The 14316-nt window shown below is 68.6% G+C and carries 4 protein-coding genes; 2 read left to right on the top strand and 2 right to left on the bottom strand.

All coding sequences use genetic code 11. The features are described from left to right. Positions 1-95 precede the first annotated feature (95 nt). Positions 96-5396: a polyketide synthase Pks13 gene (gene pks13 / locus AB4Z55_RS00985; protein ID WP_369518943.1), complete on the top strand. Its 5301-nt coding sequence runs from the start codon at positions 96-98 to the stop codon at positions 5394-5396. A gap of 50 nt (positions 5397-5446) precedes the next feature. Next, positions 5447-6997 carry an acyl-CoA carboxylase subunit beta gene (locus AB4Z55_RS00980; protein WP_101822542.1) on the top strand — a complete coding sequence of 517 codons (1551 nt, stop codon included), beginning with the start codon at positions 5447-5449 and terminating at the stop codon, positions 6995-6997. Positions 6998-7398: 401 nt separating this feature from the next. On the opposite strand, the gene AB4Z55_RS00975 is transcribed toward AB4Z55_RS00980, so the two are convergent. Together AB4Z55_RS00975 and AB4Z55_RS00970 are read right to left on the bottom strand one after the other, a co-directional pair. Further along, positions 7399-10884 (bottom strand): arabinosyltransferase domain-containing protein, encoded by a 3486-nt coding sequence (locus AB4Z55_RS00975; protein WP_369518942.1) that lies wholly within the window; start codon positions 10882-10884, stop codon positions 7399-7401. Further along, positions 10877-14281: an arabinosyltransferase domain-containing protein gene (locus AB4Z55_RS00970; RefSeq protein WP_369518941.1), complete on the bottom strand. Its 3405-nt coding sequence runs from the start codon at positions 14279-14281 to the stop codon at positions 10877-10879. The genes AB4Z55_RS00975 and AB4Z55_RS00970 overlap by 8 nt, the downstream gene beginning before the upstream one ends. Positions 14282-14316: the final 35 nt, after the last annotated feature.

Raw genomic sequence — 14316 nt, 5'->3', positions numbered from 1 at the left:
GGTGAGTGCGTCGAGTTGCCGCGCCCGGACACCCCGCGGGCTCATAATGCACCCGGCACCAGTTCAGGTGCCCCGAGATCAGTAGTCTGGAAGCGATGTCTGAACTGAATACCGACGAGGCCCGCACCATCGATTCCGCCGCGTCCGGCACCGACGGTGAGACCGCCGGTGACCTCACCGTCGACCAGCTTCGTGACTGGCTGCGCGAGTGGGTGTCGCAGGCCACCGGGCTCCCCGTCGAGCAGATCGCCGTCGACCGTCCCATGGAGGAGCTCGGTCTCTCGTCCCGTGATGCGGTGGCGCTCGCCGCCGACGTCGAGGACAAGACCGGGGTCATCCTCACCGCGACGGTGGTCTACAACCACCCCACGATCGCGACGCTCGCGCAGCGGATCATCGAGGGTGACCCGGACGAGGGCCTCGACGGCGACGCGGACACCTTCTGGCAGCGCGAGCGCAGCGTCGACGACGACATCGCGATCGTCGGACTCTCGACGCGGTTCCCGAAGTCGGGCACCACGCCCGAGTCCACCTGGGAGGCGCTGCTCGGCGGTGTCGACGGCATCTCCGAGCTGCCCGAGGACCGCTGGACCGAGTTCAAGGCCGATCCGCGTCTGGCCGAGGTGCTCGAGAACGCCAACACCCATGGCGGCTACCTCGACGACGTCCGGACGTTCGACGCCGACTTCTTCCAGATGAGTCCGCGCGAGGCCGAGATGGTCGACCCGCAGCAGCGGCTGGCGCTCGAACTGACCTGGGAGGCACTCGAACACGCGCACATCCCACCCAGCGACCTGAAGGGCGCGCCGGTCGGTGTGTTCATCGGGACGTCGACCAACGACTATCAGCTGCTGGCGACCCTCGGCCTGGGCGAGGGCGCCCAGGACACTGCGGCGTACGCGCTCACCGGTACGTCGACCGCGATCGTCGCCAACCGCGTCTCCTACTTCTACGACTTCCGCGGTCCGTCGGTCGCGCTGGACACCGCGTGCTCGTCGTCCCTGGTCGCAGTCCACCAGGCCGTCCGCAGCCTGCGCACCGGCGAATCCGAGGTCGCCCTCGCGGGCGGCGTCAACATGATCATCAACCCGGCCGCCAGCCTCGGCTTCGACAGCATCGGGGCACAGGCGAAAGACGGTCACATCAAGGCCTTCTCGGCCGACGCCGACGGGATGATCCGCGCCGAGGGCGGCGGTCTCCTCGTCCTCAAGCGGATGTCCGATGCCCGGCGCGACGGCGACCGGGTCCTGGCGGTCATCGCCGGGTCCGCGGTCAACTCCGACGGCCGTTCGAACGGTCTGCCCGCCCCCAACCCGGAGGCGCAGGTCGATGTGCTCCGGAGTGCGTACACCGACGCCGCGATCGACCCGCGCTCGGTGGACTACGTCGAGGCGCACGGCACCGGCACCATCCTCGGTGACCCCATCGAGGCCGACGCGCTGGGTCGCGTCGTCGGCAAGGGCCGTGCCCCCGAACAGCCGATGCTGCTGGGCTCGGTCAAGACGAACTACGGCCACATGGAGTCGGCCGCCGGTGCCGGCGCTCTCGCCAAGGTCGTCCTGGCGATGCAGCACGGCGTCATCCCGGCCTCGCGCAACTACACCGGGCCCAACCCGTACATCCAGTTCGACGCGACCAACCTGAAGGTCATCCCGGAGAACACCGAATGGCCGCGCTACTCCGGCCACGCCGTCGCCGGTGTCTCCGGGTTCGGCTTCGGCGGCACCAACGCGCACGTCGTCGTGCGCGAGGTGCGGCCCGAGGACCTCGAACCGGCGTCTGCACCGGCCGGTGATGCGAGCGCGTCCGAGCTGCCCGCCTCGGCGTCGCTCGGCGACGAACCCGATCTCGACGACGACGACGTCTACCTGACCGAGGCCGAGCGCGCCGTGCTCGCCGCGCAGGCGAAGAACATCGATCCGGTGGTCGAGGAGACCGCACCCGACCCCGCCGCCGGCTTCGCGCCGTGCGCGGTCGAGGGTTCGGTTGTGCCGCTGGTCATCTCGGGATTCCTGCCGTCGCGCCGACGCAAGGCCGCCGCGGACCTGCTCGAGTGGCTCGAGTCCGACGCCGGCCGGTCGACACCGCTCGCCGACATCGGACGCGCACTGGCCCACCGCAACCACGGGCGCTCGCGCGCGGTCGTCATGGCCCGCACCCACGACGACGCGCTCACCGGTGTTCGCGCGATCGCCGACGGGAAGAGCAATCCGATTGTCTACTCGTCGGATTCGCCCGATGCGGCGTCGGCCGTCTGGTTGCTGTCGGGCTTCGGTTCGCAGCACCGCAAGATGGCCAAGCAGCTCTACACCGAGAACCCGATCTTCGCGAAGTACGTCGACCGCGTCGACGAACTGGTCCAGAACGAGCTCGGATACTCGATTGCGGAGATGTTCGTCGACGACGAGCAGACCTACGGGATCGAGCAGAGCCAGGTCGGCATCTACACGATCCAGGTCGCCCTCGCCGACACCCTGCGTCACCACGGGGCGGAACCCGGTGTGCTCGTGCCGCATTCGATGGGTGAGGCCTCGGCCGCGTACATCAGCGGCGGTCTGTCGCTGGAGGATGCGACGCGTGTCATCTGCCAGCGATCACGGCTGATGGGTGAGGGCGAGTCGATGCTGCAGGGCGACGACATCCGTCTCATGGCGCTCGTCGAGTACAGCGCCGACGACATCAACGGCGTCCTCGTCGACTACCCCGATCTCGAGATCTGCGTCTACGCCGCGCCGACCCATACGGTCATCGGCGGGCCGGAGTCGCAGGTCGACGCCATCGTCGAGCGGGCCGAGAGCGAGGGCAAGCTCGGCCGGAAGCTGGCGACCAAGGGCGCCAGCCACACCTCGCAGATGGATCCGCTGCTGGGCGAACTCGCCTACGAGCTCACCGGCATCGAGCCGCTGCGCCCCACCACCGGCTTCTACAGTTCGGTCGACCGCGAGGTCTTCTACCGTGCGGGTCACGAGCCCGTCCACACCATCGACTACTTCACCAAGGGGCTGCGCCACAGCGTGTGGTTCAGCCAGGCGATCGCGAAGTCGGTGGAGAACGGACACCGCACCTTCCTGGAGCTCTCGCCGAATCCGGCAGTGCTGATCTCCGTTGCGGCGGTGACCTTCTCGGCCGGACTGCACGATGCCGAGCTCATCGAGACGCTGCGGCGCAAAGAGGACGAGAGCTTCGGTCTCGTCAACGCGCTGCTGAAGCTCTACGTCCACGGTCACCCGGTCGACGTCGGATCGTTGTTCGGGACCGGCGAGCATGCCGCGATCCCGCGTACCCGCTTCGAGCGCAAGGAGTTCTGGCTCACCGCCACCATCTCCTCGGGCGGCTCGGCCGGCAAGATCCCCGGTTCGCACGTGGCGTTGCCCGACGGCCGGCACGCCTGGGAGGTGAACGCCGCGGCGGTCACCGACCCGCGCGCGCTCGTCCACGCGGCGGCCGGACAGGTACTCGCCAACGCGTCCGTCGGCGCGGCCGTGACCCATGGCGAGGTCCCGACGACGGGCACCGTCACCACGACGCTCAGCCCACACCCCGGCGGCGGCTCGGTCACCGTGCACGTCCGCCCGGACACCACCAAGGCGGACAAGAACTTCCGGTTGTTGTTCGAGGCGGTCGTCACCGGCGATCCCGAGGCTTCCGCCGACAGCGCCCCGGCCGACACGGTGCAGGCCGGTGCCGGTGCGGCGGTCTTCGCCGACGACAAGGTGGTCGTCGAAGACGAGGTCATCGACGACATCGGCAACAAGTGGAGTCCGGAATCCGGTGAGCCCGTGGGTGATCGTCTCGCGATCATCGTCGGTGAGTCCATGGGCTACGACCCCGAGGACCTGCCGCGCGAGATCCCGCTCATCGAACTCGGTCTGGACTCGCTGATGGCGGTACGCATCAAGAACCGCGTCGAGTACGAGTTCGACATCCCGCAGCTCCAGCTGCAGGCGATGCGGCAGGCGAATCTGGCCGACGTGCAGAAGTTCGTCGAATTCGCGGTCACGCATCGCGATCAGCTCGACGACCTGGCGCAGGCGGGCGACGGCGGCGAACTCGACACCGCTGCCCTCAACGCCTACATCGACGAGCAGAACGCGAAGGACGAGCCCGCCGAGGAGTCGCCCGAGCGCAAGCTCGAGGTCGCCGAGGACGCGGCCGACGTCGAGGCGGCGGTCGCCGACTCCCCGGCGCAGACGCCGACTGTGCCCGAGGCGGCCCCGACGGCAGCGCCGAGTCAGGCAGCACCGCAGGCGACCACGGACATCACATCGCAGCGGGCCGTCGCCGAGGCCGCCGGTTCGGACGTGCCGCCGCGAGATGCCGCCGAGCGCTTGACCTTCGGCACGTATGCGGTGGTCACCAAGGCCTCGGCCGGTGGCATCTTCAACAAGCTGCCGGTCCTGTCCGAGGACGTCGCCCAGCAGCTCACCGACCGGTTGAACGAGCGCACCGGAGGCGACATCGACGTCGAGGACATCCTCGACTCGGAGACGATCGAGGAGATGTCGAACTACGTTCGTGAGCACCTCGACGCCGGCGCGTCCACCGACGGTTTCCTGCGCTACCTGCGTCTGGTCCCGGACAGCAAGAAGGTCTACGACCCGTCTGCCGGCGACCCGACCCCGATCCTGCTGTTCCATCCCGCGGGCGGCAACACGTCGGCGTACGAGGCGCTCCTCAAGCGTCTGCCCGAGGACCGGCCGGTCATCGGGTTCGATCGTGGGATCGAGGGGACGATCGAAGAGCGTGTGCGCGAATACCTTCCGCGCCTGCGCGAGCTGCAGCCACATGGTCCGTACGTGCTGGTCGGCTGGTCGTTCGGTGGCGCCCTGGCCTATGGGGTCGCGCAGCTCCTGCGCGAAGCCGGCGAAGAGGTGGCCTTCGTCGGTCTGATCGACGTGGTGCGTCCCCGCGCGGACATGACCGAGACCCCGGACAGCAAGCGGGCGCGGCTCGAGCGCTGGAAGGAGTTCGCGATCCGCAACTACGATCTCGACCCCGATGTGCCGATCCCGATGGATCGTCTCGTCGAGGCCGACGACGAGGGGCAGTTCGCGATCATCATGGAGATGATGTCGATGTCGGGCACCAAGATCCCCGGCGGCATCATCGAGCACCAGCGGACCTCGTTCATCGAGAACCGGGTGCTGAGCAGCATCGCCCCCGAACCCTATGACGGCAAGGTCGTCCTCTACCGGGCCGACAAGATGCACGCCGGGGCCATCGAACTCGAGCCGCAATGGGCCGAGATCGACGAGGACGGTCGCTGGGGCGAGGTGGTCGACGACCTGGAGATCATCCATGTCGGCGGCGACCACCTGTCGATCGTCGACGAGCCGTACATCGGCAGGATCGGTAGCGATCTGGCCGCGCGTCTCGGGCGGATCGACGAGAAGTAGCGTCACTTGTTGCTCATCGGAAACAGCGGTTGCGTAGAAAGTGAGACACCGTGACTGACACCACCGCAGGCAAGCTCGCCGACCTTCGCCAGAAGCTGGAGGCCGCCCGGGAACCGGGAGGCGAGAAGGCGCTCGCGAAACGCGCCGCGAAGGGGATCTGCTCTCCCCGTGAGCGTCTGAACATGCTCTTCGATCCCGGCACCTTCGTCGAGATCGGCGCGCTGGCGAAGATGCCGGGTGCGGCCGAGAGCGGTTACGGCGACGGTGTGGTCACCGGACACGGTCTGGTGCACGGCCGCCCGGTCGCGGCGTTCTCGCACGACCAGTCGGTCTTCGGCGGAACCGTCGGTGAGATGTTCGGCCGCAAGGTCGCCTCGCTGATGGAGTGGGCAGGCAAGATCGGCTGTCCCATGGTCGGTATCAACGACTCGGCCGGAGCGCGGATCCAGGACGCCGTGACCTCACTCGCGTGGTACGCCGAGATGGGCCGTCGCAACGACCTGCTCTCCGGTCTCGCGCCGCAGATCTCGGTGATCCTCGGCAAGTGTGCCGGCGGCGCGGTGTACACCCCGGCGAACACCGACATCCTGGTGGCCGTCGAGGACAAGTCGTACATGTTCGTCACCGGACCCGATGTGCTGAAACAGGTCAACGGCGAGGAGATCTCGGCCGAGGACCTCGGCAGCGCGCACAACCAGGCGCGTTGGGGCAACATCCATCACGTCGCCGTCGACGAGAAGTCCGCGTTCGACTGGGTCCGCGAGTACCTGCAGTACATGCCGTCGAGCGCCTACGAGCGCCCGCCGGTGATCAACCCGGGCCTCGAGCCGGAGATCACCGAGTCGGACCTGTCGCTCAACGACTTCATGCCCGACAACGACAATGCCGGGTACGACATGCACGACATCATCATCAAGCTGTTCGACGACGGCGCTTTCCATGAGGTCGGCGAGTTGTTCGCGCCCAACATCATCACCGGGTATGCCCGCGTGGACGGCCGTTCGGTCGGTGTGGTCGCCAATCAGCCGAGCGTGATGTCGGGTGTGCTGGACACCGATTCGTCGGAGAAGGCGACACGCTTCGTGCGCATCTGCAACGCCTTCAGCATCCCGCTGGTGTTCCTGGTGGACACCCCGGGCATCCTCCCGGGTCTCGCGGAGGAGCAGAAGGGCACCATCCGACGCTCCGGCCGCTTCCTCTACGCCTATGTCGAGGCCGACGTCCCCAAGGTGACCGTCGTGCTGCGCAAGGCCTACGGCGGCGCGTACGCGGTGATGGGCAGCAAGCACCTCGGTGCCGACGTCAACTTCGCCTGGCCCACCGCCAAGATCGCGGTCATGGGCGCCGAATCGGCGGCCGCCGTGCTGACCCGACGTCAGACCGAAGGTCTCTCGGCCGCCGAGGCAGACAAGATCCGTCGCGAGTTCATCGACTTCTACAACACGATGATGGCCACCCCGTACCTTGCCGCCGAGCGCGGGTACGTCGATGCCGTCATCGAACCCGCCGAGACCCGGCTGCAGCTCCGAAAGGCGTTGGCGCAGTTGCGCGACAAGGAGGTCCTCAAGACCCCGCGCAAGCACTTCCTGATGCCGATCTGACCGTCGTCCTGGATGGTCGAGGGCAACTCGTTTCCGCTCCCTGATCCGAAGAAGCGCACTGCTCCCTGAGCTCAGAGAACGACAGACCCCCCATCGCTCCCTGAGGTGCGAGGAGCGAGGAGTGCACTGCTCCCTGAGGTGCGAGGAGCGAGGAGTGCACTGCTCCCTGAGGTGCGAGGAGCGAGGAGTGCACTGCTCCCTGAGGTGCGAGGAGCGAGGAGTGCACTGCTCCCTGAGGTGCGAGGAGCGAGGAGTGCACTGCTCCCTGAGGTGCGAGGAGCGATAGCGACGAGCCTCGAAGGGCGGACGAGCATCTCACCTGGCCCTTCGAGGCTCGCTTCGCTCGCACCTCAGGGAGCAGAGAGTGAAGCTCGCCCCTCAGGGAGTGGGACGCACAGCGACTAGTTCTTCACCGCCCGCATGGGTCCGGGTGTCCAGAGACCGTTGTGGGTGTCGGTGGTGATGGTCAGTTCCGCGTCGGTCTGCGGGAGGATCGGGGTCAGGCTCTGGAGCATGCCCCAGTCCTTGGCCCAGTCGTTGCGCAGATACGACGGGTAGACGCGTGGGCGCAACTCGTTCTCGATGATGCCCAGCGGACCGCCGGAGTCGCCGGCCATCCACCGCTGCGAGTTGACGCGTTCGCCCTCGCGGTCCGGCGAGATCCGCCACTCCGGCGTCTCCAGCACCCCGTACTTCACCTGAGCGGGACGCTGGCACGGGAACGCGAGCCCGGCCTCCCAGTCGATGAGCACCGGATCCTCGCTGCCCACGAGCGAATTGAGCGTCACCATCGTCGACATGCGCGGCGGGGTCACGGCCAGCCACTGATCGCGCAGCGTCGAGGTGTCCTCGGCGAGGATGCGCACCACCGTCGCTCCCGGGGGCGCCTGATCCATCGGGAAGCGCAGGTTGCGCCATTCGGGTGCGCCGCCGATGTCGAGCGGGACCATCTGTCCGGCCGGTGCCACCGTGCCGTCCGGTGCGACGCGGCCGAACTGCAGTCGTACGCGCTGTCCGGGCCGGGTGACGGCGAGGTCGTCGACGTACTCGACCTGTCCCGCCACCGAGATCGTGACGAGTGGCTGCTCGCCCGATCTGTTCTGCGGCAGCTGGTACCAGTCGGACGTGAGACGTCCGGTACCGGTGGGCGAGTTGTACGTTCCGAGCACCGGGGTCTCGCTCGGCGACAGCCCGAACGGCAGCTTCACCGTCGAGCCGTTGACGCCGGCCTGCGACGTCTGTCCGCCGCTGGTGTCGCTCGACCCGGCGGCGGTCTCGGTGTCCGAGCCGCTGCTGTCGTCGGTCGGATCGGTCTGGGTCCGGTCGACCTCGGCGGTCGAGGTGCCCGATGAGGATTCCCCGCCTTCCTCGTCGGTCTGCTCGGACAGGTCCGAGGCCACCCCGTTGGGATCGAAACCCTCCATCCCGGTGCCGGCGAGGGCCGCGCCCGGTGAGGGATCGCGCTGTCCGGCCACTCGCGCGGGCGCCAGCAGACCGGCGTTCGGATCGTCCTCCACCAGTACGGCATCGGCCAGTGCGCAGGGCTGACCCTGGAGGGCATTCACGTTGGAACTCAGCCACGACCACGAGTTGCGTTGCGTCCAGTCCGCTTTCGCGAACGACACCAGCGTGAACAGCAGCATGATCGTCGACACGACGATGATCGACGGGCTCCGCAGTCGGGTGAACACCGAGCGCGGCTGCCCGGCGCGGACGCCGTCGTCGACATAGTCGTCGCGGAAGTGTTGCCACAGGCCGAGCGCGGTGAGCGCGACGGCGACGGCCAGGATGCCCGTCCACAGCGGGATGCCGCGCACGTCGGGAACCGCGTCGCGCCACGGGATTCCGTAACTGCCGACGTACCACCACTGGTTGCGTCCGGAGAACGCGAGCGCGAGGACATATGCGCAGGCGGCGGCGAACAGCGTCCGGTTGCGCCGGCGCCGCATGATGGTGCGATCAGCGCAGGCGGTCGCCACCGCGGCGAGCGCGCCGCCGATCGCGGCGTACACCCCGAGCTGGTGGGTCCACTTGGTTGGCAGGAACGCCATCAGCACGGCCGACCCGGCGACCATCGCGACCAGGCGCCACGTGGGAGCGGTCGCGATGCCGGGCAGGCGTCGCCGGTTGAGCAGCATCACCACGACCAGGATGAAGCAGGTGAACACGATGAGAATGCCGAAGCGACGGGCGATGCCGCCGTCGGCGGTCGGATTCATCAGCATGTAGTAGCGCATCGGTTCTTCCCACCACTTGTTGGTGGGACCGACCTGGCCGTTGACCGAGACCGCCTCCAAGATGGGTGCCAGCGGCTGGTCGGCGAAGATCTCGAACATCACCGCCAGTCCGGCGGCCAGGATCGGCAACAGCAGCGGCCACAGCCCATCGCGCTTGCGGCGCATCGCGAAACGCTTGATGAGCGGTCGGATACCGGCGATGAGAGCGATCGCGGCGATCACACCCGTGGGGTGGATGGTCAGGGTGAACGCGGCCGCGATGATGCCGATCGTCAGCGGGAAGAAGCGACCCGTGGCGATGGCACGCTCGACGCACACCCACGTGAAGAGGGTGCCCAGCGCGATGAGCGGTTCCACGCGCAGGCCGTTGTTGTACGGCATCCACACGGCGAGGAAGACAAGTGCCGCAGCCCAGATGGCCGGAGTCGACTCCCGGACCGCACGGCCGAGACGGGGGATCGCGGCACGGCTGATGAGCCACCACGAGGCCATGGCGAACAGGAACGGGAGCAGACGCAGCCACGGCGTCGCGGTGCTGACCTCCATCCACGCGGACAGATAGTGGTAGTGCCAGCCGAACGGATCCTGCGGAACACCGAAGTAGCGGTAGTAGTTGTCGAGATAGCCGGCCTCGCTCGCGATCCGACCGACGGTGACCTGATAGCCGTCGTCGGCCGTGTTGCCGCCGACGAACAGCCAGATCAGCAGCACGAGGGCGACGACACCGTCGACCGGGCGCACCCGCCACCAGCCCGCCGGGAAGATCTTGTGATGGCCACGCGCATCCCGGGCGTCGAGGACGGCCAGAGCGGCGAGCGACAGGATCGTCGACGCGATGCCGAGAACCAGCAGCCAGAACTTGAGGGTCGTGGGCGTGGAGACGAATCGGGTGTCGATGGTGGACCGGAACGACAGGCCCTCGGTGCCGACATCTGCCGGCAGGCTCGAGTACACGCCGATGATCTGCGGGCGCGCGTTGGGATCTCGCAGGTCGAAGGACCGCACCGCACCGGTCTGATCGGTCGGGTTCGCCCCACTCCCCTCGCCCCCAGCGCCGGTGCCGTCCGGCAGTCCCTGGATCGAGCCACGGGTCCCCTCGGTGTCTGCCTCGACGACGATGCGGCAGTCCGGTGCGTTCTGTGCTGCCGTCCGAGGAGTGTTGAGCAGCACGACGTTTCGCTGCACCACCTGGATCGAGTCGGCGGTGGCCCGGACGAAGAGCCCGACCTTGCCTGCCTCGGCGCCGCCCTCGGGCACCGTCGACAACAGGACTCCGCCGGACGCAGGCAACGACGCGCCGAGCGCACAAGGCACGGTGACATCCATGGAGACCGGGACGAACGACACGTTCGGGGCCGCGACGTTGGCCACCGAACCCTGCTGCGGCCAGGTCAGTTCGGCCTTCGTGTAGTCGACCGGCAGGAACGGGCTGAGCAGCGCGAGCAGGATTCCGACGACACCCGCGGCCATCGCGACGATGCGTGCGGTGCCGGCGTGGCGTTCCGCGAAACCGGTGGGACGGGGCTCCTCGAGTTGCGCGGTCGCGGACGGACTCGCGCCGGGGGAAGTGTCGGTGCTTGCCACGTCTGCCTGGTTCTCTCCGGGGTGAGGGTTCGCCGGGTCGGCGTGCGGGTTGTTGCGGTCAGTCATCTTCGGGCACCACCCTGATCGGACCCGGGCGGGACCATCCCCACGTGGTCGACGTCCCGGTCTGCACCTCCGCGGGACGTGCCTGCGGGGCCAGCGGTGTCAGACGCTGAAGGTTGCCCCACTCGCGATACCAGTCGTTGTCGAGGTAGGTGGCCAGCGTCGACGGTCGTGTGAGCGCCTCGACCGGCGCCAGCAGTCCGCCGTCCTCGGCGGCCATCCAGGTCTTCGACTGCGAGTTGGCGATCCACGATTCGGGCAGGATGCGCCACCCCGGGATGTCGAAGACGCCGTGGTGCGCGGTCATCGGTCGCTGGCACGGGAACACCGCGCCGGCGGCGAAGTCGATGAGCACGGGGTCGGTGGAGCCCACGACGTCCTGCAGGGTCTGCAGGACCGGCGCACGCGGTGGTGTGACGGCCAGCCACTGGTCCGGGTCGAGGTTGTTGTCCCGGGCGACGATCCGCATCACGGTCGCGTCGGCGGGTACGCGGTCCATCGGGACGCGCAGGTTCCGCCACGGCCGGTTGGTTCGTTCGGGATCGATCGGGATCGCGGGCGCGCCGACCTCCTCGAACTGTCCGTTGGCAGCAACATTCGGCCCGCTCGCTTCGCTCCCGGCGCCGGCTTCGGTGCCGAACTGCACCTCCAACGCCTGCCCGAAGTTCGGGACACCGTCCCGGTCCAGCGTGAAGACGGCGCCGGCAGCGGTGATGACGATGAGCGGCGAGGAGTCGCGCGCGGGCAGGCGGTACCAACCCGTGGTGAGAGTGGCCTGGCCACTGGTGGTCTCGTGACTCCCCAGGACCGGGGTGGTCGCCGGGTCGAGGCCGAATGGGAGTGCGGCGGTACTGCCGTTGACGCCACGGGGGCCCACTCCGCCGGTCGTGCCCGGATTGCTGCCGTAGACGATGAACGTCTTCGACAGGTCCGCCGAGGTGTTCATCGCGCCGGGCTTCTGGGCGCCGGCTTGGGGCGTCAAATCCGGTTTCACGCCGTCGGGACGGAAACCCTCGGATCGGCCCTGCAGGGTCGACGACGCCGTGCCACCCTCCGCCGGAGTCAGCATGCCCCGGTTCGGATCAGGTTCGACGAGCACGGAATCGGCCATCGCGCAGGTGTTTCCGCGCGCGGAGTCGAGGTTGGCCGACAGCATCGTGAAGGTGTCCGTGCGACCGGCCGCGGCTTTGGCGAACACCGCGAGTTCGCTCACGACGATGAGGACGGCGATCACCGCGATGGGGGCGGAGGCGATACCGATGCGCCAGCCGGACGGCGCCGCGCCGCGATCGTGGGCGAGGCCGGTCTCGTCGACGAAGTCCATCCGGAGGTGCTGCCAGATCGCGAACAGCAGCGCCACCACCGCCAAGGCGAGCAGCACGGTCGACACCTGGATGCCGGCGACGACCGGTGCCTTGTCGAACCAGGCGATTCCGAAGTTGGCCGGCCACGGCCACGCGTTCTTGCCCGCCGAGGCGGCCGCGCAGGCCACCAGGAGTCCGGCGACCAGGATCGACAGGTTGCGCAGCGTGCGACGCGCTGCCTGCCCGATCGCCACGCAGGCGACGGCGGCCAACGCCGCACCGAGGCCCGCGAAGATGCCGAACTGGATGGTCCACTTGGTCGGGGTGAACGACAGGAACAGGACGGTGAGCAGGGAGGCGCCCAGCGCGCGCCACACCGCACCCGGATCGATCCCGTCGATGCGCTTGCGCCGCAACATGATCGCCAGCACGACGAACATGGACACCGCGAACAGCAGGACGGGGATTCGCCGGGCCAGGGCGCCGTCGGTGGTGTTCACCGCGAGGAAGTAGTAGCGGAGCAGTTCCTGGTACCAGGCCAGTGTCGGACCGACCGAGTATCGGATGCGCAGGGCCTCGAAGACGGTCGCGAGCGTCTGATCCCGGAAGACGATGATGACGACCAGTGCCACCCCGGCGAGCAGCGGGGCGAGCAGCGGCAGGAGTCCGTCCTCGGCACGGCGTCGGACGAGGATGCGGAGCATGGGCCGGGCGCTCGCGATGAGCAGGGCCAGCGCGACGAGACCATGCGGGGCCAGGGCGAGCGTCAGCGCGGCGGTGAACGCGGCGACGACGGCCGGCAGCATCCGCCGCGTCGAGACCGTGACCTCGACCGCCCACCAGGTCGCCAGGGTGCCGAGGACGATGATGCCCTCGCTGCGCAGTCCCGAACACATCGGCAGCCAGAACGCGAGGAACACCGCCGCGCCGGTGAGCATCGCCCACTGCGAACGCCGCACCGCACCGCCCAGGCGGGGGAGCAGGACTCGGCTGAGGATGAACCAGGCGGCCAGACCCGCGAACAGCGACGGGAGCCGCATCCACAGGCCGGTCGTCGAGATGGTCGACCAGTAGGCCAGGAAGTTGTAGTACCAGTCGAACGGGGCTTCGGGGATGCCGTAGAAGCGGTAGTAGTTCGCCAGGTATCCGGCGTCGGCGGCGTTGCGCCCCATGTTGAGGATGTAACCGTCGTCGGGCGATCCGGCGCCGAGGAAGTGCCAGAGCACGAGCGTCAGCGTGACGCCGATGTCGGTGGGGCCGGGCCTCAGGACCGTGCGCAATCGCAGGCGACGCCCGACGCGGCGGTGGTAGCCGTGGATGCGGTCGAGACGTCCGACGGCGACGAGGGCGACGACCGCGGCCCCGACGCCGATGACCATCACCACCCATTTGAGGATCGACGGTGCGGAATCGAAGCGGTCGTCGATGTCGAGGCGGACGGCGAAGCCCGGTGCCGACCGGACCTGCTCGGGCGTGAGGTCGGTGAAGACACCGGCGATCTGGGGGTTCGCCGACGGCTCGGCGAGGCCGACGTCGCCGCCGCCCGCTGTGGCCGGACCCGGGGGCAGGCCGACGAATTGCGCGCCGGTCGTCGTGGCATCGGAGAAGATGCGGAGTTCGGCGCAGCCGGCGAGGGCTTCGCGCGGCGCCGACGCCAGGGTCTTGTTGCGGTTGGAGACCGTGACCCCGGCGGCGTCGGCCACGACGAACAATCCGTTGTCGCGGGCCTTGGACGCGGCCGCGGGCATCGTCGACAACACGACGGTGGACGCATCGCCGGGGGTCGTCGCCAGTACGCGGCACGGGATCGTGATCGACACGTCGCGAGCGGTCTGCGCGACCAACGGGGCCGTGACGGACGCCGATGCGCCCGTCTGCTGCGGCCACGTGATCGACGCCGTGGACGTGCTGACCGGAAGGAAGGGTGTCAGGACCCCGGCGATGACGGCGACGAGTCCGGCGATCGCGGCGACGAGGGCGACGGTGCGGGATCCGGGTCCGCCGGACGCGCGCTGCGCAGCGGATTCGGCGGTGGTGTCGGCGTTGCCAGCGGACACTTCAGGCGACTTCGGCACAGGCGCATCGTAGTCAGCCATGCTGTGACAAACCCAAATCCTCTGTTGGCCGAGTC

The organism is Gordonia sp. ABKF26 (assembly GCF_041103195.1).
GTDB classification, from domain to species: domain Bacteria; phylum Actinomycetota; class Actinomycetes; order Mycobacteriales; family Mycobacteriaceae; genus Gordonia; species Gordonia terrae.
This window is presented reverse-complemented; position numbering and strand designations above follow the sequence as displayed.